Source organism: Micromonospora sp. NPDC049081, from assembly GCF_040648835.1.
GTDB classification, from domain to species: Bacteria; Actinomycetota; Actinomycetes; order Mycobacteriales; family Micromonosporaceae; genus Micromonospora; species Micromonospora antibiotica.
Genome location: NZ_JBEZEK010000011.1, coordinates 113,087 through 138,807 on the forward strand (window position 1 = coordinate 113,087; position 25,721 = coordinate 138,807).

At 73.1% G+C, this 25,721-nt stretch carries 23 protein-coding genes; 11 read left to right on the forward strand and 12 right to left on the reverse strand.

What is annotated here, in order from left to right; translation table 11 throughout:
• The first annotated feature begins 75 nt into the window (after nucleotides 1-75).
• Both AB0B63_RS17980 and AB0B63_RS17985 read left to right on the forward strand, forming a co-directional pair.
• Nucleotides 76-729: a rhomboid family intramembrane serine protease gene (locus tag AB0B63_RS17980; RefSeq protein ID WP_208568574.1), complete on the forward strand. Its 654-nt coding sequence runs from the start codon at nucleotides 76-78 to the stop codon at nucleotides 727-729.
• Between the two features lie 133 nt (nucleotides 730-862).
• Nucleotides 863-1,831, forward strand: coding sequence for an NAD(P)/FAD-dependent oxidoreductase (locus AB0B63_RS17985; protein ID WP_208568573.1), 969 nt, complete (start codon nucleotides 863-865; stop codon nucleotides 1,829-1,831).
• A 98-nt stretch (nucleotides 1,832-1,929) separates the two neighbouring features.
• On the opposite strand, the gene AB0B63_RS17990 is transcribed toward AB0B63_RS17985, so the two are convergent.
• Nucleotides 1,930-2,616: a TetR/AcrR family transcriptional regulator gene (locus tag AB0B63_RS17990; protein WP_208568572.1), complete on the reverse strand. Its 687-nt coding sequence runs from the start codon at nucleotides 2,614-2,616 to the stop codon at nucleotides 1,930-1,932.
• 142 nt (nucleotides 2,617-2,758) lie between these two features.
• Here AB0B63_RS17990 and AB0B63_RS17995 point away from each other — a divergent pair, with 142 nt between their 5' ends.
• Nucleotides 2,759-3,712, forward strand: a complete 954-nt coding sequence (locus AB0B63_RS17995) for an NAD-dependent epimerase/dehydratase family protein (RefSeq protein WP_357019782.1) — start codon at nucleotides 2,759-2,761, stop codon at nucleotides 3,710-3,712.
• A 95-nt stretch (nucleotides 3,713-3,807) separates the two neighbouring features.
• Here AB0B63_RS17995 and AB0B63_RS18000 read toward each other — a convergent pair whose 3' ends face one another.
• Together AB0B63_RS18000 and glpX are read right to left on the reverse strand one after the other, a co-directional pair.
• A complete protein-coding gene (locus AB0B63_RS18000) occupies nucleotides 3,808-4,779 on the reverse strand; it encodes a DMT family transporter (protein WP_357019786.1) in 972 nt (323 codons plus the stop codon).
• A complete protein-coding gene (gene glpX / locus AB0B63_RS18005; protein ID WP_208568569.1) occupies nucleotides 4,776-5,807 on the reverse strand; it encodes a class II fructose-bisphosphatase in 1,032 nt (343 codons plus the stop codon). Before glpX ends, AB0B63_RS18000 begins: the two co-directional genes overlap by 4 nt.
• A gap of 158 nt (nucleotides 5,808-5,965) precedes the next feature.
• Between glpX and AB0B63_RS18010 the strand changes: the two genes are divergently transcribed.
• Complete coding sequence (locus tag AB0B63_RS18010) at nucleotides 5,966-6,676, forward strand: DUF4245 domain-containing protein (RefSeq protein ID WP_357019790.1); 711 nt, start codon at nucleotides 5,966-5,968, stop codon at nucleotides 6,674-6,676.
• A 266-nt stretch (nucleotides 6,677-6,942) separates the two neighbouring features.
• Entirely contained in the window at nucleotides 6,943-7,788 is an 846-nt protein-coding gene (locus AB0B63_RS18015; RefSeq protein ID WP_219467125.1) for a hypothetical protein, read from the forward strand.
• An 87-nt stretch (nucleotides 7,789-7,875) separates the two neighbouring features.
• Here the strand turns inward: AB0B63_RS18015 and AB0B63_RS18020 are convergent, their stop codons facing one another.
• From AB0B63_RS18020 to AB0B63_RS18030, 3 genes are read right to left on the reverse strand one after another with little or no spacing between them, the layout of a single operon-like run.
• Nucleotides 7,876-8,790: a PLP-dependent cysteine synthase family protein gene (locus AB0B63_RS18020; protein ID WP_208568566.1), complete on the reverse strand. Its 915-nt coding sequence runs from the start codon at nucleotides 8,788-8,790 to the stop codon at nucleotides 7,876-7,878.
• Between the two features lies 1 nt (nucleotide 8,791).
• Nucleotides 8,792-10,195, reverse strand: coding sequence for an EamA family transporter (locus AB0B63_RS18025; protein ID WP_208568565.1), 1,404 nt, complete (start codon nucleotides 10,193-10,195; stop codon nucleotides 8,792-8,794).
• A 12-nt stretch (nucleotides 10,196-10,207) separates the two neighbouring features.
• Entirely contained in the window at nucleotides 10,208-11,290 is a 1,083-nt protein-coding gene (locus AB0B63_RS18030; protein WP_357019795.1) for a serine O-acetyltransferase, read from the reverse strand.
• A gap of 222 nt (nucleotides 11,291-11,512) precedes the next feature.
• Here AB0B63_RS18030 and AB0B63_RS18035 point away from each other — a divergent pair, with 222 nt between their 5' ends.
• Together AB0B63_RS18035 and AB0B63_RS18040 are read left to right on the forward strand one after the other, a co-directional pair.
• Complete coding sequence (locus AB0B63_RS18035) at nucleotides 11,513-12,931, forward strand: PLP-dependent aminotransferase family protein (protein WP_357019798.1); 1,419 nt, start codon at nucleotides 11,513-11,515, stop codon at nucleotides 12,929-12,931.
• 39 nt (nucleotides 12,932-12,970) lie between these two features.
• Nucleotides 12,971-13,708: an alanyl-tRNA editing protein gene (locus tag AB0B63_RS18040; RefSeq protein WP_208568562.1), complete on the forward strand. Its 738-nt coding sequence runs from the start codon at nucleotides 12,971-12,973 to the stop codon at nucleotides 13,706-13,708.
• A 7-nt stretch (nucleotides 13,709-13,715) separates the two neighbouring features.
• Here AB0B63_RS18040 and AB0B63_RS18045 read toward each other — a convergent pair whose 3' ends face one another.
• Both AB0B63_RS18045 and xseA read right to left on the reverse strand, forming a co-directional pair.
• The gene (locus tag AB0B63_RS18045) at nucleotides 13,716-13,928 is read right to left on the reverse strand and encodes an exodeoxyribonuclease VII small subunit (protein ID WP_208568561.1); all 213 of its coding nucleotides are present in this window, start codon (nucleotides 13,926-13,928) and stop codon (nucleotides 13,716-13,718) included.
• The gene (gene xseA, locus AB0B63_RS18050; protein WP_357019803.1) at nucleotides 13,925-15,151 is read right to left on the reverse strand and encodes an exodeoxyribonuclease VII large subunit; all 1,227 of its coding nucleotides are present in this window, start codon (nucleotides 15,149-15,151) and stop codon (nucleotides 13,925-13,927) included. The genes AB0B63_RS18045 and xseA overlap by 4 nt, the downstream gene beginning before the upstream one ends.
• A gap of 179 nt (nucleotides 15,152-15,330) precedes the next feature.
• Here xseA and AB0B63_RS18055 point away from each other — a divergent pair, with 179 nt between their 5' ends.
• Both AB0B63_RS18055 and AB0B63_RS18060 read left to right on the forward strand, forming a co-directional pair.
• A complete protein-coding gene (locus AB0B63_RS18055; RefSeq protein ID WP_219467161.1) occupies nucleotides 15,331-16,317 on the forward strand; it encodes a 4-hydroxy-3-methylbut-2-enyl diphosphate reductase in 987 nt (328 codons plus the stop codon).
• A gap of 257 nt (nucleotides 16,318-16,574) precedes the next feature.
• A complete protein-coding gene (locus tag AB0B63_RS18060; RefSeq protein WP_357019807.1) occupies nucleotides 16,575-17,042 on the forward strand; it encodes a hypothetical protein in 468 nt (155 codons plus the stop codon).
• Between the two features lie 89 nt (nucleotides 17,043-17,131).
• Here AB0B63_RS18060 and AB0B63_RS18065 read toward each other — a convergent pair whose 3' ends face one another.
• Nucleotides 17,132-18,283: a DNA recombination protein RmuC gene (locus AB0B63_RS18065; protein WP_357019810.1), complete on the reverse strand. Its 1,152-nt coding sequence runs from the start codon at nucleotides 18,281-18,283 to the stop codon at nucleotides 17,132-17,134.
• A 53-nt stretch (nucleotides 18,284-18,336) separates the two neighbouring features.
• Here AB0B63_RS18065 and AB0B63_RS18070 point away from each other — a divergent pair, with 53 nt between their 5' ends.
• Nucleotides 18,337-19,122: a hypothetical protein gene (locus AB0B63_RS18070; protein WP_208568556.1), complete on the forward strand. Its 786-nt coding sequence runs from the start codon at nucleotides 18,337-18,339 to the stop codon at nucleotides 19,120-19,122.
• Between the two features lie 182 nt (nucleotides 19,123-19,304).
• On the opposite strand, the gene ppc is transcribed toward AB0B63_RS18070, so the two are convergent.
• Nucleotides 19,305-22,091: a phosphoenolpyruvate carboxylase gene (gene ppc, locus AB0B63_RS18075; RefSeq protein WP_357019815.1), complete on the reverse strand. Its 2,787-nt coding sequence runs from the start codon at nucleotides 22,089-22,091 to the stop codon at nucleotides 19,305-19,307.
• Between the two features lie 164 nt (nucleotides 22,092-22,255).
• Nucleotides 22,256-23,278 carry a hypothetical protein gene (locus AB0B63_RS18080; protein WP_357019818.1) on the reverse strand — a complete coding sequence of 341 codons (1,023 nt, stop codon included), beginning with the start codon at nucleotides 23,276-23,278 and terminating at the stop codon, nucleotides 22,256-22,258.
• Nucleotides 23,279-23,361: 83 nt separating this feature from the next.
• Here AB0B63_RS18080 and AB0B63_RS18085 point away from each other — a divergent pair, with 83 nt between their 5' ends.
• Nucleotides 23,362-24,402 (forward strand): S66 peptidase family protein, encoded by a 1,041-nt coding sequence (locus AB0B63_RS18085; RefSeq protein ID WP_357019821.1) that lies wholly within the window; start codon nucleotides 23,362-23,364, stop codon nucleotides 24,400-24,402.
• 306 nt (nucleotides 24,403-24,708) lie between these two features.
• Here AB0B63_RS18085 and AB0B63_RS18090 read toward each other — a convergent pair whose 3' ends face one another.
• On the reverse strand, nucleotides 24,709-25,605 hold the full coding sequence (locus AB0B63_RS18090) for a helix-turn-helix transcriptional regulator (protein ID WP_219467173.1): 897 nt from the start codon (nucleotides 25,603-25,605) through the stop codon (nucleotides 24,709-24,711).
• Nucleotides 25,606-25,721: the final 116 nt, after the last annotated feature.

The window sequence follows — 25,721 nt, forward strand, 5'->3', positions numbered from 1 at the left end:
CCCCGCCGTCGTCGTACCCCCGGTGGCGCGGGACCCGGGTGGCGGTCGGCGAAGAATGCTGATAGCCATGGTGGGGTGACCCTGCACCCGACGGGCGGCGACCCCGACCGGTTCGGCACCGAGGCGTTCTACGCGTCGCTCGGCCGGGCCTTCGTCGCCATGTGCGCGGTGGTGCCGTTCCTCTTCCTCATCGAGGCCCTCGACCAGGGGCTCGGCTTCGGGCTCGACGTGGCCGCCGGGATCATCCCGCAGCGCATCCAGGGACTCGACGGGGTGTTCTTCTCGCCGTTCCTGCACCACGGCTTCGACCACCTCTACAGCAACAGCATCCCGCTGATCCTGCTCGGCACCTTCGTGCTGGCCGCCGGTAGCCGCCGGTTCCTCTGGTCCACCCTGGTCATCATCCTGGTCAGCGGCCTCGGCGTCTGGTTCACCGGCTCGCCCAACTCGGTGGTCGTCGGTGCGAGCGGGGTGATCTTCGGCTACCTGGGACTGCTGTTCACCCGGGGCGTCGTCGAGCGGAGCTGGTGGAACTTCGGGGTGGTGCTGCTGGTCGGCCTGCTCTACGGCTGGCAACTGCTCGGCATCCTGCCCACCGACGAGCGGATCTCCTGGCAGGGGCACCTGTTCGGGCTGCTCGGCGGGGTAGTCGCGGCGATCCTGTTCCGGCGTCGCCGCCCGTACGACCCGTACGGGGAGTACCGGGTCGAGTCCACGCTGAGGTCCTGAGCGGGGCGCGACCCGCCCGGCACACGGTACGGCCGGGAGATGCTTGCCCGGACGGGGTGGCGGGCCTACCGTCGGCAGCAGCACGCGTTGATCCAACTGTGTGTGCCCGCCAGCGGAAAGCGACGGTACGCCCATGCGCGAGGTCGATGTCGCCGTGATCGGAGCCGGTCCGACGGGGCTGTTCGCCGCGTACTACGCGGGTTTCCGGGGTCTGTCGGTGGCGGTGGTCGACGCGCTGCCCGAGCCGGGCGGGCAGATCACCGCCATGTACCCGGAGAAACTGATCCTCGACGTCGCCGGTTTCCCCGCCGTCAAGGGCCGGGAGCTGGTGGCCAACCTGGTCGCCCAGGCCGCGCCCTACCACCCGGAATACCTGTTGGGCACCCGGGCCGAGAAGCTCGCCCACCTCGACGGCCGACCGGTGCTGGGCCTGGCCGGCGGCGAGCAGCTGCGCTGCGGTGCGGTGGTGGTCACCGGGGGGTTGGGCAGCTTCACCCCGCGTCCGCTGCCGGTGGCGGACAGCTTCCTCGGTGGCGGGATCGTCTACTTCGTACCGGAGCCGGCCGCGCTCGCCGACCGGGACGTGCTGATCGTGGGCGGTGGTGACTCCGCGTTCGACTGGGCGGCGACCCTGCAACCGTTGGCCCGTTCGGTGACCCTGGTGCACCGCCGGGAACGGTTCCGGGCGCACGCCGGCACGGTGGCCCGGGTGCTGTCCCTGCCGGTGCGGGTCGTCGTCAACGCCGAGGTGACCCGGCTGTACGGCGACGACACGGTGACCGCCGCCGAGATCACCGTACGGGGTGGCGCGGCGGAGACCCTGCCGGTCGACACGGTGGTCGCGGCGCTCGGTTTCACCGCCGACCTGGGGCCGCTGGCTGAGTGGGGGCTGCGGCTGGACCGGCGGCACATCGTGGTGGACAGCGCGATGGCGACCAACCTGCCCCGGGTCTTCGCCGCCGGGGACATCACCGAGTACCCGGGCAAGGTGCGGCTGATCGCCACCGGTTTCGGTGAGGCCGCCACCGCCGTCAACAACGCCGCCGTGGCCATCGACCCGGCGGCGCATCTCTTCCCCGGCCACTCCTCCGACGCCGGCTGACCCGCGTGACGTCGGCTGGCCCGTGCGACGTCGGCTGACCGGTTGGATGCGCACCGGCCTGCGGCGACCCGCCCGGCACCGGCCGGCGCACCACCGGGTCAGGGGAGGCCGACGAGGTCGGCCATCAGGGCGGTCTGGTGGTCGAAGTAGGCGTCCCGGTGGGGCAGGGCCGGGCCGAGGCGGCCGAAGAGGTCGAAGCTGATCAGTCCGAAGAGCTGGGTCCAGCCGGCCATGCCCCGGGCCAGCAGGGCCTCGGGCAGGCCGGGGAAGAGGCCGGTGGCGATCTCGGCGAGGTCGGAGCGGACCGGTTCGGGCAGGTCGTCGTCGGGTGGGGCGAGCCGGCCGTCGGCCACCCCGTCGCGGAGGATGCCGATCAGGGTCCGTGGCGGGCGCTGGGCGGGGAGCACGGTGTCGACCGGGGCGGCGTACCCGGGGACCGGGCTGCCGTAGAGCAGGGCGTACTCGGCGGGGTGCGCCAGCGCCCAGGTGCGGGCGGCCCGGCACGCGGCGTGCCAGCGTCCGCGCAGGTCGGCCCGGTCGACGGCGGCGTCGGCGGACTCCACCGCTTCGCCGAGTGCGTGGTACGCCTCGATGATCAGCGCGGTGAGCAGGTCGTCGCGGCTGGGGAAGTAGCGGTAGATCGCGGACGAGACCATGCCCATGTCCCGGGCGACCGCCCGTAGGGAGAGGTCGGCACCGTCGGTGGCGAGGTGGCGGCGGGCGGTCGCCTTGATCTCGTCGATCATCTCGGCGCGGACCCGGGCGCGGATCGAGGAAGCCGGCATGGCCCCACTCTGCCACGACCCAGAGCGGCAATCAAAATAGAGAGCACTGCTCTTGACGGGGGGTGGTCGGTCGGACATGCTGAACACGAGTTCAACGAGAGCACTGCTCTCGATTCAGTCTTCCGCTCTGAAGGGTTCTCCCATGTCGCTGCACGTGATCGTCGGTGCCGGTCCGGTCGGCACCGCCACCGCCCGCCACCTCGCCGAGCGGGGCGAGCAGGTCCGGCTCGTCACCCGACGGGGCACCGGCCCCGTCGACCCGGCCATCGAGCGGATCGCCGCCGACGCCGCCGACACCGACCGGCTGACCGCCCTCACCGACGGGGCGGTCGCGCTCTACAACTGCGCCAACCCCGCCTACCACCGGTGGGCCACCGACTGGCCGCCGCTGGCCGGCGCGCTGCTCACCACCGCCGAGCGCACCGGCGCGGTGCTCGCCACCGTCGGCTGCCTCTACGGCTACGGCCCGGTCGACGCGCCGATGACCGAGGACACCCCGCTCGCCGCCACCGGCACCAAGGGGCAGGTCCGCAACCGGATGTGGACCGAGGCGCTCGCCGCCCACCGCGCCGGCCGGGCCCGGATCACCGAGGTACGCGGCTCGGACTACCTCGGTGCCGAAGGCAACTCCCTGCTGCCGTTGGTGCTGCCGAAGGTGCTCGCCGGGCAGCGGGTCTTCCTGCCGGTGAACTGGGACGCCCCGCACAGCTGGACGTACGTCGGGGACGTGGTGCGCACCCTGGTCGCCGCCGCCACCGACGAGCGGGCCTGGGGACGGGCCTGGCACGTGCCCAGCAACCCGGCTGTCAGCGCCCGCGAGCTGGCCGGACGGGTGGCGCAACTGACCGACGCCCCGGCGCCGAGGCTGGTCCGGATGCCCTACCCGTTGCTCTGGCTCGGTGGCCTGAACGACCCGTTCGCCCGCGAGCTGCGGGAGACCGCACACCAGTTCGCCCGGCCCTTCGTGCTGGACTCGACCCGGGCCACCGAAACCCTGGGCATCACGCCGACCCCGCTGGACGAGGCGTTGGCCGACACCGTCCGGGTCCTCGCCGCGACCATCCGGACGCCCGCCCCGGCGGGCGAAGCGCACTGACCGCCGCCCGCCGGCCGGGCCGCGCGGACGGTCGACCGGCCGACGGCCGGGCCACGCGGACGGCCGACCGCCCGACGGGCGGTCCGGTGCGCAGGTCAGCGACGGTGCACCGGACCGAGCGCCGCGACCAGCACCGCGACCAGGGTGAGTGCCGCGCCCGCCAGGGTGGCCGGGCCCGGGTGCGACGCCGCCGTCGGGAGCACCACGTCCAGGACGACGGCCCCGACGACCTGACCGGCGATGGTGGCGAGCCCCAGCAGCAGCACCCCGGTGAACCGGACGAGTGCCGCCGCGACCGCGATGAAGACGATGCCGATCGGGCCACCCAGATAGAGCCACGGCTCGGTCGGCAACCGGCCGGCGGGGCCACCCCGGATGGCCACGTCCACGCCGAAGGCGACCAGCAGGGCCGCCGTACCGACGGCGAAGTTGACCAGGGTGGCGGTCAGCGCGCTGCCCGCGGCCGCGCGGACCAGGCCGTTGACCGCCTGCTGCCAGGCCAGGCCCAACCCGGCCAGCAGGGGCAGCAGAGCCAGCGCCAGGGTGCCCGGGTTACCCAGCCGGTCACCGACCGCCAGCAGCACGGCCAGCACGGTCAGCACCGCGCCGGCCAGCCGGGCCACGGTCACCGGCTGACGCCCACCCGGCCCGATACCCGCCCGGTCCACGGCCAGGCTGCTGGCCGACTGCCCGGCGACCACCGCCACCGTGAAGACCGCCACGCCGAGCACGCCGATGGTGAGGCCCTGGGTGGCGACCAGGAACGCCCCGCACACCCCGCCCAGCATCTGCCAGGGGCGCAACGTGCCGGAGCGCAGCGCGGCACGCAGGTCGGTCAGCCCGCGTCGCCCACCGGGCAGCGCGGGGACCAGCACCAGCAGCACCAGCAGGCCGAGACCGAAGGAGACCACCGCCGCGGCGATCCCGTCGGCCAGGCGTACGCCCAGCTCGCCGTTGATCCGGGACTGGACGGCCACCCCGACCCCGGCGGCGGTCGCCAGCCCGATCCCGGCGATCCGGCGGGAGGTGGGCAGGACGGCGGGAACCGCCGTGCCGGTCGCGGTCACTCCTGCTCTGCCAGGGGCCTGCCGTCGAAGTCCACCGCCGAGTAGAGGGCCAGCTTCTCCAACCGGTGGTACGAGTCGATCACCCGGATCGTGCCGCTCTTGGACCGCATCACGATCGACTGGGTGTACGCCCCACCGGCCTGGTACCGCACCCCGCGCAGCAGGTCACCGGAGGTGACCCCGGTCGCCACGAAGAAGCAGTTGTCCCCGGTGACCAGGTCGTCGGTGCCCAGCACCCGGTCCAGGTCGTGCCCGGCGGCGAGCGCCTTCTCCCGCTCCTGTGCGTCCTGCGGCCAGAGCTTGGCCTGCATCGCCCCGCCCATGCACTTGAGCGCGCACGCGGAGATGATCCCCTCCGGGGTGCCGCCGACGCCCATCAGCACGTCGACGCCCGACTCGCCCCGGGCGGCGGCGATCGACCCGGCGATGTCGCCGTCGGAGATGAACCGGATGCCCGCCCCGGTCCGCCGGATCTCGTCCACCAGGTCCGCGTGCCGGGGACGGTCCAGCACGCAGACGGTGACCTCGGCGACGTCGGTGCCCTTGACCTTGGCGATCCGTCGGATGTTCTCCGCCGGCCCGGCCTCGATGTCGACCACGTCGGCGTACTCCGGGCCGACGGCCAGCTTCTCCATGTAGAACACGGCGCTCGGGTCGAACATCGCCCCCCGCTCCGAGACGGCCAGCACCGCGAGCGCGTTGGGCATGCCCTTGCTCATCAGCGTGGTGCCGTCGACCGGGTCCACCGCCACGTCCACCTCGGGGCCGGTGCCGTCACCCACCTGCTCGCCGTTGAACAGCATCGGGGCGTTGTCCTTCTCGCCCTCGCCGATCACCACGACGCCGCGCATCTGGATCGAGTTGATCAGCTTGCGCATCGCGTCGACGGCTGCCCCGTCGCCGCCCTCCTTGTCGCCCCGGCCGACCCACCGACCGGCGGCCATCGCCGCGGCCTCGGTGACCCGGACCAGGTCGAGGGCGAGGTTGCGGTCGAGATCCTGTGGGACCCGCGTCCTGGTGTTCGTCATGGCGGCTTTCCTCCTCGCGACGGTGCGGGGTGGACCGGCAGGGGCTGCGCTCGCCACTGCCAGCTTTGTCGCTGATCCTCACACGATGCCAGGTCCGGCGGCGGGGCGGGGCGATGGTGGGCGGGATCGCCCCACCGAGCGGCTGCCAGAATGGGCCGGTGGAGCCCGCACAGCCTGCCGACCGCGTACCCGCCGATCCGACCCCGCCGGACGGCCAGCCGCCGCTGCCCCCGGGTGACGGGCCGGTGACCGGTGCCGCCCCCGCCGGGCCCGCCCCCGCCGCCGAACCGGCGCTGGTCGCGGCGGCGGACGACCGGGCGGGCGAGCCGGTGCCGGTCCGCTCCGGCCGGGCGGAGAAGTCCCGCTCCGAGCGCTCGCCGAAGGACATGGCGTTGTCGCTGCTGGTGCTGCTGGTGCCCATCGCCCTGCTGCTCGCCTTCTACCGGGGCTTCCTCGGTGGCGAGCAGCCCACCACCGTCGACGCCGTCCCCGCCTACGAGCAGGCCCGCGCCGCGAACGTCTTCCCCGTCACCGAGCCGTCCGGGCTCGGCTCCGGGTGGCGTACGGTCAGCGCGAGCTTCCGCACCGTGGACGACGGGGCGAACCTGCGGGTGGGCTATCTCACCCCGGAGGGGCGGGGCGCCCAACTGGTGCAGAGCAACGTGCCGCCGGAGCGGTTGCTGCCCGCCGAGCTGACCGCCGAGGGGCAGCCGCAGGGGCCGGCCGACCTGGGCGGGGCGAACTGGCAGCGGTACACCGGGCGGGGCAACGAGCAGGCCCTGGTGCTGCTCGAACCGGGCCGTACGGTGATCGTGGTCGGCGACGCCCGGGACAACGAGCTGCGCGAACTGGCCGGCGCACTGCGCTGACCGGCCGCGTCACCATGGTCGGCGCGGTCCTGCCGACGGTCGGTGCGGTGCTGATCGTGGTCGGGCCGTGCGGCGTCGGTCAGGAAGTCCGCGGCAGTTGCGGGCGGGTGGATTGCGGAAGGCGACGCGCGGGAACAGAAGGGACGCGACCCCCGGGGTCCGGCGCGACCGGGCGGGGATCGCGCGCCACGCGGGAAGCGTCACGCCCGCGACGCCACGCCCCCGACGCCCGCCGGGGGTCGGACGACCCGACTGGAGAGCCTGACGTGACCATTCGACGTTTCAGCGCGGCGGTCTTCGCCGCAGCGCTGCTCACCCCCGGCCTGGCTGCCTGCAACAACGCCGGGAGCGGCGAGGCGGGGGCCTCCGCATCCCCGACGGTCTCCGGCGGCGCCGCCTCGGGCAGCGCCTCGCCGGGCACCTCCGAGGCCAAGCAGGCCCTGCTGAACTCCACCAACGAGATCCGCAACGGCAATTTCCGGTTCACCATGACCGGGGTGGGCTCCACCGCCGAGGGGCAGGTGCACCAGCCCAGCCAGAGCGCCCAGATGAAGCTGAGCATCGGTGACGCGTCCTCGGACCTGATGATGAACCTGGACCTGATCCACGCCAAGCCGGACAGCTGGGTGAAGCTGGACCTGGGCGGCAAGTCCGCCAGCAGCATCCCCGGCGCGCAGAAGCTCAGCCTCGGCAAGTACCAGCACCTCGACCAGACCCGGATCAAGGGCAACAAGTCGCTCGGCTTCGACTTCGAGAAGGTCGACCCGGCCGGCAGCGCCGTGCTGACCCAGGGCATCACCGAGGTCCGGCAGACCGGCGAGGGCGCCTACGCCGGCACCCTGGACGTGTCGAAGGCCGCCGAGGCCGGTTCCGTCGACCAGACGGTGATCACCGCGTTGGGCGCCCAGGCGCAGTCGGTGCCGTTCACCGCGAAGCTGGACCCGCAGGGCCGGCTCAGCGAGCTGGTGGTGCAGATCCCGGCCGCCGGCCAGGTCGCCGCGCAGGACATCAAGATCACCTACTCCGACTACGGCAACGCCACCGCCGCCCAGAAGCCCGCCGCCGACCAGGTGGTCGAGGCACCGCAGGAGCTGTACAACCTGTTCAGCTGAGCGTGTGTACCGACGGCGGGGTGGCCCCGGGGCCACCCCGCCGTCGTCGTGTCCGCCTCAGCACCCGGTGATGCGGTCAGCCCCGGTTCACAGCAGTTCCAGGTAGTCGTTGACCCGGTCGTAGGCCACCGTCAGCAGGGTCAGCGGCTCGTCCGAGGCGGCCAGCAGCCGGCGGCACGCGGCGATGTTCGCCCCGGTCGACGGCCCCGCGCCGATGCCCTCGCACTCCATCAGCCGACGCATCCCGTCGATGGCGTCCGCCTCGCTCACCGTGACCATCTCGTCGATGATCCCGGTGTTGAGCACCGGCGGGATCATGCCGATGGACAGCCCCTGGATGCGGTGCGGGACGAACACGTCGGCGAACATGTCGCAGCCCTCCGGCTGCACGCCGAGGATGCGCAGCCCGCCCTGGTGCTGCCGGAGCACCTCACCGATGCCGGTCAGGTGACCGCCGGTGCCGATACCGGCCACATAGGCGTCCACCCGGGTGCCGTCCAGGTCGGCGATGATCTCGCGGACGGTGGTCAACCGGTGGATCTCCGGGTTGGCCGGGTTGGCCGCCTGGTTGAGCATCACGTACTCGGGGTGCTCGAACTGGATCTCGGTGGCCAACTCGCCGTGCGAGTTGTTGCCCCGGGTGCTGTCCGAGAGCCGGACGTCCACCCCGAAACTGGCCAGCAGGCGACGCTTCGACTCGCTGTAGTTGTCCGGAATGACCAGCACCACCCGGTAGCCGAGGACCGCGGCGGCGATCGCGATCCCCATCCCGGTGTTGCCCCCGGTGGGCTCCAGGATGGTCTGCCCGGAGCCCGGCTTGAGCAGGCCGTCCCGCTCCGCCGCCCGGATCATGTTCAACGCGATGCGCATCTTGTGGCTGCCGCCCGGGTTGTTCAGCTCCAGCTTGAGCAGGATCTCCCCGGGCAGGTCGGCGGTGAGCCGGCTGAGCCGCACCAGCGGGGTGCCGCCCACCGTGTCCAGGATCGAGTCACGAATGCCCATCTCAGCCCACCTCCGCCGTACGCCGGTCCGGGCCGGGCAGGAAGCGCAGCTCGGTGTAGTCGCCTTCGACGCACCGGAACAACCGTGCCTCCCGGACGCCGGTGTCGTCGATGCCGACCACCAACTGCTCCAGCGTCGGATAGAGCGGCGCCCCGTCGACAAGGGCGTTGCGCCGGTCCTCGTCACTGAAGTAGGCCCGGCCGTTGGGATGCGAGTGGTAGAGCACCACCACCGGGTCGTCCCCGTCGAGGTTGTCCTCCAGATAGATCAGGTCGGCCGGGGCCAGCACGTAACCGGTGGCGGCGGTGCGGGGGAACCGGACCGGGTCCTGCCGGTGCATCTCGTCGGCCGTGTTGCGCGCCTCGTGCACCCGTCCACTGGCGTGCACGAACCCGCACGCCTCCCCGGGGTAGGCGATCCGCGCGTGCTCGTAGACCACGTCGAGGGTGGACCCGTCGAGCGCCGCCCCGTCGTCCACGGGCACCGGTGCGGGCGTCGCCGCCGACCCGCCCCCGGTCGCCTTCTTGGTCAGACCGAACGCGGCGAGCATGACCACCGCCAGGACCACCGCCAGGGCCGGCAGTGCCGAGTTCTCCAGCACCGCCGAGCCGAACAGCGCCACCACCGGGAAGAGCACGAAGACGTACGACACCAACACCGCGTCGACGTGCTGGAGCAGGTAGAAGTAGGCGGCGAAGCCGATCACCGAACCGACCAGCCCGAGATAGAGCACGCCGGTGAGGGACCGGCCGGAGACCGCGCCGAGGTCGGGCTGCTCGACGGTCACGCCGAGGACCACCAGGCCCAACGCGCCGAGCCCGATCGGGAGGGTCTCCTGGGTGAGCACGTGCACGGTGCCGCCGTAGCGGGCCATCACCGCGTACGTCAGGGCGTGCATCACCGCGGCCAGGAGCACGGCGGCCGGCGCGAGGACGCCCCGGGCGCTGATCCCGGCGGTCAGCTGGACGATGCCGACCAGGCAGCCGAGGCCGACCACCACGCCGGCCCACTGCATCCAGCTCACCGAGATCCGTGAGATCAGCACGGAGAACAGCAGCAGGAAGACCACGACCGACGAGAAGATCAACGCGGCCAGGCCGGAGCTGATGTGCTGCTCACCGTAGTTGATCAGGGCGTACGGGACGGCGATGTAGACCACCGCGATGAACGGCACCACCCAGCGTCGCCCCGGCGGCGGCAGCAACGACACCCCGGGTGTGGCGAGACAGACGGCGAGCAGGAACGGGAAGGCCACCAGGAAGCGCAGCCCGGCCGCGGTGATCGGGGGCAGGGTCTCCACACTCATCTTCATGCCGTACCAGGTGGTGCCCCAGATCAGGCACACCAGCAGATAGAGCAGCCCGAGCTGCCAGCGGCCGGCACGCCGGCCGGTGTCGTTCGTCATGTCATCTCCTGGTCACGCGAAGCCGAACTCGTCGAGCGCTCGCCAGAGTTGCTGGAGGTTGTAGAGGACCGTCTCGTTCCCGCAGGTGTCGATGATCCGGAGCCGCTCGTCGGTGCCGGGACGGTTCACCGCGCACCGGACCCGCCGGTCGTCGCGTTCGAGGACCACCACCGGGCGGTGCTGGCCGGTGCTGGTCACCAGGTCGACCTCGATCGCGGCGAGACCGGTGCCGTGCACCTCGACCACGCCCTCGCAGACCGGTACGACGCCGAAGACCCGGACGTTGCACTCGCCGGAGGTGCCCTGGTACTGGTTGAGCAGCCGGACCCGGCGGTGGCTCGGCACGTCGGTGGTGACGATGATCCCGGGCCCGATCAGCACGTCGTCGCCGACCGTCACCGCACCGAGGATGCGGGCGAACGCCCCCACCTCGACCCGGTCGCCGAGCCGGGGGTGCCGCCTGCCGTTGGGGTTGTCGGCGATACCCCGGGCACCGAGCACCACACCCTGGAGGATGTACGCGTCGTCGCCGATCACCGTGGTCTCGCCGATCACCGTGCCGAGCCCGTGGTCGATGATCAGCCGTCGTCCGATGCGGGCGGCGGGGTGGATCTCCACGCCGGTGCGGACCTTGGCGACCTCGGAGACCCGACGGGCCACGGCGAGCCGGACGTCCTGACCCAGCGGGGTGTCCTCGGCCCGGTGGATGGCGTGCGCCACCCGGTAGGCGAGGGTGGCCCGGTAGGCGATGTAGCTGTCCCAGACGTACCGCCACGAACTGCCGGCGGCCGGGTCCCGGCGGGCCAGCGCGAGCAGGTCCTCCATGGCGTGCGCGCAGATGGTGCGCAGTCGTTGCGGGGACAGCAGCACCTGGGTCACCGACGAGGACGCCTCGGCCTCGGTGATGCGCACGATCTCCTGCCGCAGCAGCGGCTCCAGGGCGTCGGTCGACTCCCGGGCGACGTCTGCCGCCCGGGAGGTCACCGGCGACGGCCTGTCGTCCGGCCCCGGGGGCGGTGTGGAGCCGGTACGGGGGCCGGGCACGCGCTGCCCGGTGCCGGTCGAGCCTGCGGTTTCGTGCAACGACGACTCCATGCGGCTCCTGCTCCCCGTTCTGCTGTGAACCGTCTCCTTTGGCGGCTCGAGTGAGGTGACACTCGCTGCGGTGTCACGACCCGGGAAGCTGGTGATGGCCGCCGAGCGGGCACGGGGCGTTACCAGGTGGTAGTCACAGCCCCCCGCTAACGTGACGATGGAATATTGCTCAAGTCAGTGGCTGAGGGAAATAGCCAATCCTCAGTCCATTGGGGGGAGAGCATGAACGCGGAAGAGTTGGCGGCTCAGCTCGGTGCGTGGAAGCAGGACCAGACCCGGCTCTACCGCGGGCTGGCCGAGCAGCTGCGGCTGCTGATCCGCCTCGGCTCGCTGCCCCCGGGCAGCGAGCTGCCCCCGGAACGCCGGCTCGCCGTGGTGCTGTCCGTCAGCCGGACGACCATCGCCCAGGCGTACAGCCTGTTGAAGGACGAGGGTTGGCTGGTCAGCCTCCAGGGCAGCGGCACCCGGGTCGCGCACGCCCAACCCGCCGTCCTGCCGCCCGCCGACTACGGTGCCGCGGCGAGCGGTTTCATCGCCGACGTCGTCCGCGACCGGGTGCGTACCGTCGACCTGACGGTCCCGGCGCCACCGCCCGGCCCGTGGCTGATGACGGCGATGTCCCGGCTGCCCGCCCTGGCCGCCGCGGCACTGCCCGGCCGGGTGTACGAACCGGCCGGCTACCCCGCGCTGCGGGACCGGATCGCCGGCAAGCTGACCGCCGACGGCCGGGTCACCGCCGCCGAGGAGGTGATCGTCACCAACGGCGCGACCCAGGCGCTGTCCCTGCTGGCCGGGGTGTTGACCCGCCGGGGCGACACCGTGCTGGTGGAGGAGCTGACCTGCCCGACCGTGCTGGCGTCGCTGCGTACCGCCGGACTACGGCTGGTCGTGGTGCCGATCGAGCGGGAGGGGGCCGACCCGCAGGCGGTCGAGGCAGCCGTCCGCCGGTACGAACCCTCCTTCATCTATGTCATCCCGACATACCACAACCCGACCGGGTGGACGATGACCGAGCAGCGCCGCGCAGCGGTCGCCGCCATCGCCCGCCGGTACGGGGTCCCGCTGGTGGAGGACCTCACCCTCGCCGACACCCGGATCGACGGCCCCCTCCCGCCGCCCCCGATCGCCGCGTACGCCCCCGGCGCGCAGATCTACACGGTGGGCAGCCTCAGCAAGGTCTGCTGGCCGGGGCTGCGGATCGGCTGGCTGGTCGGGCCCCGCCGGGAACTGCAACGGATCGTGCACCTGCGGGCCATGTACGACCTGGGCTGCCCGCTGCCGACCCAGTTGCTCGCCGTCGAACTCCTCGACGACCTGCCGCAGATCCGGCTCGAACGGCAACGGGACCTCCTCCCCCGTCGCGACACCTTGCTCGCCGCGCTCGCCGAGCACCTGCCGCAGTGGCGGTACGAGTCACCGCACGGTGGGCTCAGCATCTGGTGCGCGACCCCCCGACCGCTGCAACAGCTCAACCACGTCGCCCAGCACCACGGCATGCAGTTGATGCTGGGTGCGCACTTCGCCGTGGGGGCACGCTCCTACCTGGACCATGTCCGGCTTCCCTTCACCCTCGACGAGGGGGAGCTGGTCGAGGTGGTCAAACGGCTGGCCGGCTACTGGGCCGAGGCCGGGCGTGGCTAGGCTCACGATGCGCGACGATCGGTAGTACGCTGCGCCCCCATGGGCATCTCCCACCACGGACGCACCGAACGTCTCGACCTCGCCGACCCGTCCCTGCGCGAGTGGACCTGCCGGGTCGTGCACGTCGACCCCGAGCGCGGCATCGTGCTGGACCGGTCCGCTTTCTACCCCGGCGGCGGCGGACAGCCACCGGACCACGGCGTCCTGCTGTGGCAGGGGGTGCAGACCCGGATCGTCGGCACCCACAAGGGTGACGACCTCTATCTGATCCCCGCCGAGGGCGACCCGACGCCGCCGGTAGGCGCCGAGGTCCAGGGCGCGATCGAGGACGAACGCCGGTTCACGCTGATGCGTACCCACTCGGGGCTGCACGTGCTCTGCGGGGTGGTGTTCCGCGACTTCGGCGCGCTGGTGACCGGCGGCAACATGGAGCCGGGCGAGGCCCGGATGGACTTCAACCTGCCGCAGCCCCCCGAGGGCTTCAAGGGGCTGCTGGAGGAGGCGGTCAACAAGGAGTTGGCCACCGACCGGCGGATCTCCGTGCGGGTGCTGCCCCGCGACGAGGCGTTGGCCATCCCCGACATCGTGCGCACCCAGACCAACCTCATCCCCCCGGACGAGCAGGAGGTCCGCATCGTCGACATCGAAGGTCTCGACGTGCAGGCCGACGGCGGCACCCACGTCGCGTCCATCGGGCAGGTCGGGCGGCTCCAGGTGGTCAAGGTGGAGAGCAAGGGCAAGCAGAACCGTCGGGTCCGTATCCGCCTGGTCGGCTGACGCCGGATCAGGCGTCGGTGGCCGACCGGGCGGCGTCGATCCGGGCCCGCGCGCCGTCGAGGGAGCGTTGGCAGGCGGCGGCCAGCCGCTCGCCGCGCTCCCACAACGCCAGCGACTCCTCCAACGATGTGCCACCCGTCTCCAGCCGCTCCACCACCTGGGCCAGCTCGGCCCGGGCCTGCTCGTAGCTGAGCTGCTCGTCGGCTTTCCGGTCGCTCATCTCGTCCTCGTCTCCTCGACGGTCGTGGTCAGTTCGCCCTCGGCGAGGCGTACCCGCAGCGGATCGCCAGTGGCCACCTCGCCGGCCGCCCGGACCACGTGCCCGTCGGCCCGTTGCACGATGGCGTAACCCCGGTCGAGGGTGGCGGCGGGGGAGAGCGCCCGTAACCGGGCCAGGGTGTGCCGCAGGTCGCCGGTGGCCGCGTCGAGCCGGTGGTGCAGGTTGCGCCCCGCGCGGTCCCGCAACGCCGACACCTCGGCCGCGCGCTGCTCGACCATCACCTGCGGGCGGGCCAGCACCGGCCGGGAGCGCAGCAGGGTCAGCCGGTGCGACTCCCGGTCGACCAGGTTGCGGACCGCCCGCTCCAGCCGGGACCGGGCCTGGCCGATCAGGCGTACCTCGTCGGCCAGGTCGGGCACGACCCGCTTGGCGGCGTCCGTCGGGGTGGAGGCGCGCACGTCGGCGACGTAGTCGACAAGCGGGGCGTCCGTCTCGTGGCCGATCGCGCTGACCACCGGGGTACGGCAGGCGAAGACCGCCCGGCACAGCGCCTCGTCGGAGAAGGGCAGCAGATCCTCGATGCCGCCGCCGCCCCGGGCCAGGATGATCACGTCGATGGTCTCGTCGGCGTCGAGGACCCGCAACGCGTCGACGATCTGCGACACCGCGCCCGGCCCCTGCACCGCCACGTTGACGGTGCGGAACTCCACCGCCGGCCAGCGTCGCCGGGCGTTGGTCAACACGTCCCGCTCGGCGGCCGACGCCCGGCCGGTGACCAGGCCGATCCGCTGTGGCAGGAACGGCGGTCGGCGCTTGCGGGCCCGGTCGAACAACCCCTCGGCGGCGAGCAGCTTCTTGAGCTTCTCCAGCCGGGCCAGCAGCTCACCGAGCCCCACCTGGCGGATCTCGTCGGCGCGCAGGCTCAGCGTGCCCCGGGCGGCATAGAACTCCGGCTTGGCGTGCAGCACCACCCGGGCGCCCTCGCGCAGCTCCGGTGCGCCCGAGTCGAGGACGTCCCGGTTGGTGGTGACGGTGAGGCTGAGGTCGGCCGACGGATCGCGCAGGGTGAGGAAGACCGTGCCCGCCCCCGGCCGGCGGCTGATCTGCGCCACCTGCCCGTCGACCCAGACCCAACCGAGCTTGGCGATCCAGGCGCCGACCTTCTGGCTGACCACCCGGACCGGCCAGGGTTCCTCGGGGGTGCTGCGGGGGGCGTCGGTCACCCGCCCACCCTACGGTCCGCCTCCGACGACCCGGGGCAGCCCCGACCGCCCGCGCCACGCGTCCCGGCCGGGTCCCGCAAGCTGCCGCGTGAGCACGCCACGGGACGGGACGGCGTACCCCCGCTGTGGTACGGGTCGCAGCTCCTGCCGGTGGAGATGCCGGCACGTACGATGGGCGGGTGACCGAGGCTGAGGCGACCCCCAAGACCGGCAAGCGCGTGCTCCTGGCCAAGCCCCGCGGCTACTGCGCGGGGGTGGACCGGGCGGTGCAGACCGTCGAGGAGGCGCTGAAGCTCTACGGTGCCCCGATCTACGTCCGCAAGCAGATCGTGCACAACAAGCACGTGGTGCAGACCCTGGAGGCCCAGGGCGCGATCTTCGTGGAGGAGAACGAGGAGGTGCCCGAGGGCGCCACCGTCATCTTCTCCGCGCACGGCGTCGCCCCCGAGGTCTACGAGCAGGCCAAGGCCCGGTCGCTCAAGGCGATCGACGCGACCTGCCCGCTGGTGACCAAGGTGCACCAGGAGGCCAAGCGGTTCGCCGCCGAGGACTACGACATCCTGCTGATCGGCCACGAGGGGCACGAAGAGGTCATCGGCACCGCCGGGGAGGCTCCCGCCCACATCCAGCTGGTCGACGGCCCCGATGACGCCGACACGATCACCGTGCGGGACCCGAGCAAGGTCGTCTGGCTCTCCCAGACCACCCTGTCGGTCGACGAGACGCTGGAGACGGTGGCCCGGCTCAAGACCCGGCTGCCGCTGCTCCAGTCGCCGCCCAGCGACGACATCTGCTACGCCACCTCCAACCGGCAGCACGTGGTCAAGGAGATCGCCCCCGACTGCGACGTGGTGATCGTGGTCGGCTCGCGCAACTCCTCCAACTCGGTACGCCTGGTCGAGGTGGCCCTGGACGCCGGGGCCCGCGCGGGGCACCTGGTCGACTTCGCCCACGAGATCGACGACGCCTGGCTGACCGGTGCCGCCACCGTCGGGCTGACCTCCGGTGCGAGCGTGCCCGACGAGCTGGTCCAGGAGGTGCTGGCCCACCTGGCCGAGCGGGGCTTCACCGACGTCGACGAGGTGGTCACCGCCAACGAGCGGTTGACCTTCTCACTGCCCCAGGAACTCAAGCGCGACATGAAGGCCGCCGCCGCCCGCGGCTGACGGTCCGCCGCATCCTGGGCTGACGGGCCGCCGCCGCGTTGCGCCGGTCCGCCGCGTCATGGGTTGTCGGGCCGCCGCCGCCGCGCTGCGCTGACGGTCCGCCGCGTTGGGCTGGCTGACCGCGGCCCGCTGGGCTGTCGGGCCGCCGTGGCCGGGCTGTCGGGCCTTTCGGGCCCGTGGCCGTGGCCGACGGGTTTCCCCGGGGATCGATGCCGGTCCCACGGAACGGAACGCGGAGGGGGTGCGTCCCAGTGGGTATGAGAACTCCTCGGATGGTGTTGGTCGTGCTGCTGGCCGCCGGTGTGGCGCTCACCGGCTGTGGCGGGGACGATGCCGACGTCACCGGCCCTCCGGCCGTGCCGACCAGCTCCCGGACGGACCCGGCCACCCCCTCGCCGTCTGCGTCGCCGGCCTCGGTGGCCCCGTCCACGTCACCCGCAGGCCCGGTGCCACCCGGCGCGTCGGTGCCACCCGGCGGGCCCAAGTTGCCCGGTGGCGGGCCGAAGGTGCCGCCCGGTCCGGGCGCGACCGAGCTGACCGGCACGGTCGAGTCGGGGGTCGAGCCGGGCTGCCTGCTGCTCGACGGGCACCAACTCGTCGGCGGCCCCAAGGACGTGCTCGTCGTGGGGGCCCGGGTCAGCGTCACCGGCCGGGCCCAGCCCGACCTGATGAGCACCTGCCAGCAGGGTGTCCCGTTCGTGGTGGAATCCGCCCGCCGCTCCTGACCCGTCCGGCCCGCCGGCCCCGGGCACGGCCGCAGGCGTGGGCACGGGGCCGGCGGGCCGGACCGGCAGGTGGAGCGGGTGGGGGCGGCCTAGGAGCGGTCGTCGGTGGGGAGCAGCTCGGGGGCCTGGGGCTGGCGGGGGGCCAGCTCGACCTGGGCCGGGACGGTCAGCTCCTGGTCGGAGACGCCCAGCTCGGCCAGTTTGCGCGCACTGACCAGGACACGGGCCTCCAGCGAACCGACCGCCCGGTTGTACGCCGTCACCGCGCCACCGAGTGAGCTGCCGAGCTTGCCGACGTGATCGCCCAGGGTGGACAGTCGGCCGTACAGCTCCCGGGCGAGCGAGTGCACCGCCACCGCGTTGCGGGCCAGCGCCTCCTGCCGCCACGAGTAGGCCACCGTCCGCAGCAGCGCGACCAGGGTGGCCGGGGTGGCCAGCACCACGTTGCGGGCGAACGCGTGCTCCAGCAGCGTCGGGTCGCGCTGCAACGCCACGTCCAGGAACGGGTCGGCCGGCACGAACAGCACCACGAACTCTGGGGTGTCGTCGAACGCCGCCCAGTAGGTCTTCGCGGCCAGCGCGTCGACGTGCCCGCGCAGGTGCTTGGCGTGCCGGTCGAGGTGGGTGTCGCGGCCGTGCTCGTCGCGCGCCTCCATCGCCGTCAGGTAGGCGTCGAAGGGTGCCTTGGCGTCCACCACCACCGTGCGCCCGCCGTGCAACCGGACCACCAGGTCGGGGCGTACCCCCTGGTGGTCGGTGGTGGCGGTGACCTGTTCGCTGAAGTCGCAGTGCTCCAGCATCCCGGCCGCCTCGACGATCCGGCGGAGCTGGTGCTCGCCCCAACGCCCGCGCACCTGCGGGGCGCGCAGCGCGGCGACCAGCTGTTTGGTCTCGGTGCGCAGCTCGCTGGAGACGGCCCCCATGGAGCGGACCTGTTCGCGCAGCTCGGCGTAGGCGTCGACCCGGTCGCGTTCCAGCTCGCCGACCCGGGTCTCGTAGCGGCGCAGGGTGTCGTGCAGCGGGGCGACCGCGCGGGCAACCGCCTCCTGGGACTGGGCGGTCGCCTCGTAGCTGAGCGCCCGCATCGACTGCTCCAACCGGCCCTCGCCCTCCCGGGTGGCGGCGAGGGTGGCCTCCAGCCGGGCGATCTCGGTGGCCGACCGGGAGCGGGCGGCGTACCAGCCGAGGGCTCCACCGGCGGCGAGACAGACCACCACCACGGCCAGCGTCGAGAAGTCCATCACCAGAGCTTGCCAAACGGGTACGACTCGACGCCCCCGGGTACGTTCGTAGGATGGAATTTCTGCTCGTGGCGATCCTGATCGCCCTGCTGGTCGGTGGTTTCGTCTGGTGGCGGCGGGAGAAGGCGGCCCGGGAGGCGCGCAGCCTCGCCGACGTGCGGGCCGACGCCCAACGGTGGTACGAACGCCTCGGCGGTCAGGTGATGAACCTGCACGGCGACGACCCGGCGGTGCGTCAGGCCCTGGTCGACGCGGGTGAGCGGTACAACGCGGCGGGCAGCCAGTTGGAGCAGGCCCGGACGGTGCACCAGTTCCGGCTGGCCCGGGAGACCGCGTTGGAGGGGCTCGCCTACGCGCGGGCGGCCCGGGTGGCGCTCGGCCTGGACCCGGGCCCGGAGCTGCCCCCGCTCGCCGCCGCGCAGGGGGCCGGGGAGATCACCCGGGAGCGTCAGGTGGACGTGCAGGGGCAGACGTTCAGGGCCGGCCCGCAGCCCGGCCGGGACACCCCGTACTACTACCCGGGCGGGCGCTACCAGGGGCGGCCGGTGCCGGCCGGCTGGTACTCGACGCCCTGGTGGAAGACCGCGTTGGGGGCGGGCGTCGGTGTGGTCGGCGGGATGCTGATCGCCGACGCGCTCTTCTCGCCGGCCTTCGCCGACCCGGGTTACGACGCCGGCTACCAGGAGGGCTTCGGCGACGGCGCGGACTTCGGCGGCGACTTCGGCACCGCCGGGGACGCCGGCGGCGGTGACTTCGGCACCGCCGGTGACTTCGGCGGGGGTGACTTCGGGGGCGGCGACTTCGGTGGCGGTGACTTCGGTGGTGGCGGCGACTTCTGACATCGGGGCCCACGCTGTGGGCCCCGACCGCTCCCTACCCGCCGCACACCGACCGCGATCGGGCCGGCCCGGATCGCTTCGGCCAGGCCGGATAGCTGCGGTCGGCCCGGATCGCATCGCTGCGGCCGGGTCGCCGGAGCGGGCCCCTGCGGTAGCCGTGGCGTCGGCAGGGGCCCGGCGCGTCAGCCGGTGTTGCGCATCCCGGCCGCGATGCCGTTGACCGTGGTGAGCAGGGCGCGTTCCAGGGCCGTACCGTCGCTGGGGGCGCGTCGGCCGCCCGGCGCGGTGATGACCGCCCGGCCGGCGGCACCGGAGTCCCGGTACTGCCGCAGCAGCGCCACCTGGAGGTGGTGCAGCGGCTCCAGGTAGGTGTCGCGTACCGCCAGGGTGCGCTGGAGCACCGGCGAGTTCTCCAGCAGGGCCGGCGACGAGGTGACCGCCAGCACCTCCTGCTTGGTCAGCTCGTACTCCTGCTGGATCTTGTCGAAGATCGGGTGCAGCTCCTCGGGGACCAGCGTCTCGACGTACCGGCGGGCGATGCTGAGGTCGGTCTTGGTCAGCATCATCTCCACGTTGGACAGGAACGTGCGGAAGAAGTGCCAGTTGCGGTTCATCTCGGCCAGCACGTCCTCCAGGCCGGCGGCGCGGGCGGCGGCGAGGCCGGAGCCGACCCCGAACCAGCCGGGCACGATCTGCCGGGTCTGCGTCCAGCCGAACACCCACGGGATGGCCCGCAGGCCGCCCAGACCGGCCCCGGTGTTGGGTCGCTTCGCCGGCCGGGAGCCGATGTTGAGCGCACCGAGCAGCTCGGTCGGCGTGGACGCCCAGAAGTACGCCGGCAGGTCCGGGTCCTCCACCAGGCCACGGTAGGACCGGAAGGCCGACTCGGAGACCACGTCCATCGCCGCGTCCCAGGTCTCCAACTGCTCGGCGGGTTGCCGGGGTGCGGTGTGCAGCAGCGTGGCCTGGAGCACCGCGGCCACGGTCAGTTCCAGGTTCTCCCGGGCCAGCGCCGGCAGGGTGTACTTGTCGGAGATGACCTCACCCTGCTCGGTCACCTTGATCGCGCCGTCCAGGGTGCCGTACGGCTGGGCCAGGATCGCCTCGTGGGTGGGGCCGCCGCCGCGCCCGACCGTGCCGCCCCGGCCGTGGAACAACCGCAGGTGCACGCCGTGCTGGGCGGCCACGTCCCGCAGCGCCCGCTGGGCCCGGTGGATCGACCACTGGCTGGTGGTGATGCCGGCCTCCTTGTTGGAGTCGGAGTAGCCCAGCATCACCTCCTGCACGTCGCCCCGGGCCGCGACCAGCGCCCGGTAGGCCGGCAGGGAGAGCAGTTCGTTGAGCATCTCGCCGCCGGCGTTCAGCTCGGCCGGGGTCTCCAGCAGCGGCACGAAGCCGATCCGGGCCCGCCCGGTGTGCACGTCGACCAGGCCGGCCTCCCGGGCCAGCACCACCGCCGCGAGCACGTCGTCCACACCGAGGGTCATCGAGATGATGTACGACTCGATGACCTCGCCGCCGAACCGGTCCTGCGCCTCGCGGATTGTCCCGAACACGTCGAACGTCTTGCGCGCCCCCTCGGTCAACGGGGTGTCCAGGGCGGACAGCGGCCGGCGGCCGGTCAGCTCGTCGGCGAGCAGCTTGGTGCGCTCCAGCCGGGTCAGCGACGGGTAGTCCGACACCTCGCCGACCGCCGCGTAGAGCTGGGTGAGCACCTCGTGGTGCTTCTCGGCGTGCTCCCGGACGTCCATGGTGGCCAGGTGCAGGCCGAACGCGGAGACGGTACGGATGGTCGAGGCGAGCCGGCCGACGGCGGTGAGCTGCCCGGAGTTGCGGGCCAGCGAGGCGCGCAGCAGCTCCAGGTCGGCGATCAGCTCGCCGGAGCCCTGGTAGTCGCGACCCGGGACGTGCGGGGTGCCGGCGCGCAGCCGCTCCCGGGTGTTGGTCAGCTTCGCCTTCACGCAGCGGGCCTTGAGCCGGTAGGGCTCCTCGGCGTTGACCCGGCGGAACCGGGGGGCCACCTCGGGCAGCGCGTCCAGGTCGGCGGCGAGGCTGGCCGACAGGTCCAGCGACACGGCGCGTAGCCGGCGGGAGACGGAGACCTCGTTGACCAGGTGCTCCATCGCCGCCTCGGTGGCGGTGATGCCGTGCTCGTGCTGGATACGCAGCACCTCCCGGGTGACCACGGGGGTGACGAACGGGTTGCCGTCCCGGTCGCCGCCGATCCAGGTGCCGAAGGTCAGCGGACGCGACGTCGGCGAGGTCTCCACGCCGAGGGTGCGCAGCGTGTCGGCCAGGTCGTCGAGCACCTGCGGGGCGGCCTCGGCGTACAGGTCGCGCAGGTAGTAGATGGCGTTGCGGGCCTCGTCGGTCGGGTCGGGCCGGTCGAGGCGCAGCTCGTCGGTCTGCCACATCAGGTCGAGCAGTTCGGCGAGGCGGCGGTTGGCCGGGCCCTCGTCGCTCGCGCCGTAGAGGATGGCGTTGGCGGTCTCGGTGTCCAGTTCGTCGGCGATGGCGCGCAGCTTGGACAGGATCGACCGGCGGGCCGCCTCGGTGGGGTGGGCGGTGAAGACGGGGCGTACCGCGAGGCGGCGGGCGGCGGCGGCGATCTCCTCGGCCGGCACCCCGCGCTCGGCGATCATCTTGGCCGCCTGGTCCAGCCAGCCGCCCTGGATCGCCCGACGGCGGCGCAGGTCCCGGGCCCGGTGCACCTGCTCGGTGATGTTGGCCAGGTGGAAGTAGGTGGAGAAGGCGCGGGCCAGCTTGGTGCCGGTGGTCACGTCCAGCCCGCCGAGGCGCTGCGCGGCGGCCGGCGCGTCGGAGCGGACCTGGGCGCGGATCTCCTCGACCAGGTCGAGCAGTGGCCGACCCTCCTGCCGGGCCAGGGTCTGGCCGAGCAGGGTGCCGAGCCGGCGGATGTCGGCCCGCAGGGCGGCGTCGGGCCCGTCGTGATCATGCTGGTCGGTCACCGTGCGCTCCTTACGTGAGTACGAAGGACAGCGCTGTCCGACTCCCTGGATGGTATCTGCGCGGCCCGGTCGGCGAGGAAGGGGTTCGGTGTGTCACCTTCCCCACGATCGCCGTGTCCCACCCCCGCCCGGTGGATTCGATCCCGCCCGCCGACGGTCCGGCCTCACCCGTCCGGTCGGGTGTCGACCCGGTGGGTGGCGGTCCGGGGGCCCCGGAACCGGGCGGCGGTGAGCAGGCCGAGCAGCCCCAGAACGGCCCAGGTCAGTAGCCCTGCCAGGGGCCAGCGGGCCGACCGCCAGTCGAAGTAGACGGCCGACTTGAGCAGGTCGGTGGCGAGGCCGGGGACGTTCCAGCGGTGCATCCCGCGTAGCGCGGCGGGTAGGAACTCCGGGGCGTAGATGCCGCCCGAGCCGGGGTTGCCGAGCACCACCAGCAGCAGGATCACCAGCCCGGTGCCGAGCAGCCCCAGCCAGCCCTGCACGGCGGCGGCGACCATCGCGGCGGTGAAGACGGTGAGCATGCCGACCGCCGCGACCGTGACCAGGTCGTGGTCCCAGACGTCGAGGACCGGGCCGACCAGCACCGCGCCGATGGTCCCGAGCAGCACCGCGTGCACGGCCAGGGAACCGATCCGCAGTCCGGCCCGGCGCAGGCCGCGTGGGGCGGTGCCGAGCGAGACGCCGAGCGCGGTCGAGGCGAGGTAGCCGCCGAGCACCAGCCCGACGGTCAGGTAGAACGGCACCAGACCGCGCGGGTCGTCGGGGGAGACCGGCACCTGGTCGGTGACGGTGAGCGGCAGTCGGGCCTGCTGGGCGGCCGGGGTGAGGACCCCGGTGACGAGTTCGGTGGCGGCCGGGGCGGAGGCGCTGGCGGTGGCGAGGGTGAGCGTGCCGTCGGGGGCCGAGGTGAGCACGGCGTACACCTGGCGGGCGGTGAGGGCGTCGTCGGCCGCGCCCGGGTCGGCGTACCCGATGGGCTCGATGGTGTCGGTGCGGGCCCGCACGGCGGTCAGCAGCGCCTCGGCGCGTTGGTCGCCGGTCACCACCCCGACCGGCACGTCCCGGGGGTGCGGCTGGTGCAGCGCGCCGACGTAGGCCGCGATGAACGCGCTGGCCAGCACCAGCGTGCCGAACAGCAGCGCCGCCGTGCGGGGCAGCCAGGCCCGGGTCCGGGGCTCCTCGTCCACCGACCCAGCCTATGGCCCGTAATGCCCTTCCTGTGGGGTTTCGTCGGGCGAAAACCGCTGGTGACGGGCGGTAGGTTCCGACCGTGAGCCGTCCCGCGTACCCCGCCAAACCGAAACCCGGCGACCGGGTCGCCGTGGTCTCCCCCTCCGCCGGCCTGCCGGGTCTGTTCCCGCACGTGTACGAGCTGGGCCTGCGCCGGCTGCGCGAGGAGTTCGGCCTGGTGCCGGTGGAGTACCCCACCACCCGGCAGACCCGGGCCGACCCCCGCGACCGGGCGCGCGACCTGACCGCCGCCTTCGCCGACCCGACGGTCACCGCGGTGCTCGCCACGGTCGGCGGCGACGACCTGATCACGGTCACCCCGCACCTGGACGACGCGGTGCTGCGGGCCAACCCGAAGCCCTACTTCGGCTACTCGGACAACACCAACGTCCTCAACCACCTCTACCGGCTGGGGATGGTGGCCTACCACGGCGGCTCGGTGCTGGTGCACCTCGGCCGACCCGGCGCCCCGCACCCGCTGACCCTCGACTCGCTGCGCGCCGCCCTGTTCACCTCCGACTGGTACGAGCTGACCCCCGCGCCGCAGTGGGGTGACGAACCGGGCGACTGGCGGGACCCGGCCACGCTCGCGGTCGAACCGCCGATGCTGCCCGGCGAGGGCTGGCGCTGGCGGGGCCCGTCGACGGTCGTCGAGGGCCGCACCTGGGGCGGGTGTCTGGAGATCCTGCACTGGCTGATGGCCGCCGACCGGGTCCCGTCGGCCGCCGACCTGGCCGGCTCGGTGCTGGTCGTCGAGACCTCCAACGAACTGCCCGACGCGCAGGAGGTGTTCCGGATCATCCGGAACATGGGCGAGCGGGGACTGCTCGCCGCCTTCCCGGCGGTCGTCGTCGGCCGACCCAAGGCGTGGGACTTCGCACGACCGCTGCCGGTGGCGCAACGGCTCGCGTGGGCCGCCGCCCAACGGGGTGCCATCGTCCGGGCGCTGAGCGCGTACCGCCCGGACGCGGTGGTGGTCTTCGACGTCGACCTGGGCCACACCGACCCGCAGTTGATCATCCCGTACGGCGGGGAGATCCGGGTCGACGCGGTCGAACGCCGCATCGCCGTGCGCTACTGAACGGGACGCGGCCGGGCGTGGAGGTGCCGCACCGGGGTACGGCACCTCCACCGGGCGCCGGACGGCATCCCCGGTCAGCCCGACTGGGGGGTACGCGGGCCTCCCCGAACAGGTCCGCGTCTCCCTCGGCCGTCGCAACGTCGACCGACCGGGCTGGCTGTTCCATCCTCGGTCGGCACGGGGGTCGAAATCTTGAAGATTCGTGCGCGGTTCGGTTCGACCGGCGGCCCCGCCACGACGAGCGCCCCGCGACTCGCGCCCAGCGTCCAGCGCCCGGCGACTCGGGAGCCGGGCCGCCGGGCCCTGTCAGTCGGCGGGTGCGAGCAGTCGACGCAGGCGGGCGGGCGGATGGCCGACCCGCTCCCGGACCACCCGGCTCAGGTGCGCCTGGTCGGCGAAGCCGTACTCGGCGGCGATCGTCACCAGCCGCGGCGGATCGGAGCGGCCCAACAGGTCCAGCACCGCCCGGACCCGCAGCTCGTTGCGGTAGGCGGTGAGGCTGCGCCCGGTGACCCGCTGGAACACCCGGCTCAGGTGGTGCGGTGAGCAGCCGACCAGCCGGGCGACCTCGGTGAGCCCCAGGGTGAAACCCGACGCGGCGAGCACCTGGCGGGCCTGGTCGGCGAGGCGTCGATGGGCGGCCAGGGTGGCCGGTCGCCGCCCCACCGCACGGTCCAGGTCCGCGCCCGGGGCACCCCGGCCCAGCGGGCTGCCACTGAGCAGGGTGGCCAGGAACTGGTGGGTGTGCTCGGTCAGCTCGAAGCCGTCCAGACCCCGCCGGCTGCGGGCCACCAGCATCCGGTGCTCCAGGTCCAACGCGGCGTCGAGCTGACCGTCCCAGCTGCGCCGGGTGAACCAGTCGCGGGCGTCCGGGCGTTCCTCAAGGACCTCGGGGCGGATCTCCAGGCACGAGTAGACGTCGCCGCAGCCGAGCGGATGGGCCACGCTCATCTCGTCGCCGGGTCGGGTCAGCAGCACCGACGTCGCATCGGCGAACGCGATCTCACCGTTGAGCCGGCGCAGGTAACCGCCGGAGCGCCCCAGGTAGACCCGGTAGCCGAGATTGGGCACCGGGCCCACCCAGCCCGGCTCGTCGATCAGGCAGCGCACCTCGTAGAAGGTCATCCCGTCGGGCAGGCCCAGACCCCGCCACCGTCCCTGGGTGGTCTGTTGGCGTGGGTCCGCGCCCCACTGCTGTGGCATTGGTCCTCCCCCGTTCCGGCACCGCCGCTGCGGGCTCGATTGTCTCCCTCGCGAGATAGGCTGGCGGCCGTGCACCCCCCGGCCCGGCCGGGCGTGGGGGCATCTTCGCGCGCCCC

Coding starts and splice junctions, on each gene's coding strand:
- AB0B63_RS17985 (WP_208568573.1), top strand. CDS start 863: ATGCGCGAGGTCGATGTCGCCGTGATCGGAGCCGGTCCGACGGGGCTG.
- AB0B63_RS17990 (WP_208568572.1), bottom strand. CDS start 2,616: ATGCCGGCTTCCTCGATCCGCGCCCGGGTCCGCGCCGAGATGATCGAC.
- AB0B63_RS17995 (WP_357019782.1), top strand. CDS start 2,759: ATGTCGCTGCACGTGATCGTCGGTGCCGGTCCGGTCGGCACCGCCACC.
- glpX (WP_208568569.1), bottom strand. CDS start 5,807: ATGACGAACACCAGGACGCGGGTCCCACAGGATCTCGACCGCAACCTC.
- AB0B63_RS18020 (WP_208568566.1), bottom strand. CDS start 8,790: ATGGGCATTCGTGACTCGATCCTGGACACGGTGGGCGGCACCCCGCTG.
- AB0B63_RS18025 (WP_208568565.1), bottom strand. CDS start 10,195: ATGACGAACGACACCGGCCGGCGTGCCGGCCGCTGGCAGCTCGGGCTG.
- AB0B63_RS18030 (WP_357019795.1), bottom strand. CDS start 11,290: ATGGAGTCGTCGTTGCACGAAACCGCAGGCTCGACCGGCACCGGGCAG.
- AB0B63_RS18035 (WP_357019798.1), top strand. CDS start 11,513: ATGAACGCGGAAGAGTTGGCGGCTCAGCTCGGTGCGTGGAAGCAGGAC.
- AB0B63_RS18040 (WP_208568562.1), top strand. CDS start 12,971: ATGGGCATCTCCCACCACGGACGCACCGAACGTCTCGACCTCGCCGAC.
- AB0B63_RS18045 (WP_208568561.1), bottom strand. CDS start 13,928: ATGAGCGACCGGAAAGCCGACGAGCAGCTCAGCTACGAGCAGGCCCGG.
- AB0B63_RS18060 (WP_357019807.1), top strand. CDS start 16,575: ATGAGAACTCCTCGGATGGTGTTGGTCGTGCTGCTGGCCGCCGGTGTG.
- AB0B63_RS18065 (WP_357019810.1), bottom strand. CDS start 18,283: ATGGACTTCTCGACGCTGGCCGTGGTGGTGGTCTGTCTCGCCGCCGGT.
- AB0B63_RS18070 (WP_208568556.1), top strand. CDS start 18,337: ATGGAATTTCTGCTCGTGGCGATCCTGATCGCCCTGCTGGTCGGTGGT.
- AB0B63_RS18090 (WP_219467173.1), bottom strand. CDS start 25,605: ATGCCACAGCAGTGGGGCGCGGACCCACGCCAACAGACCACCCAGGGA.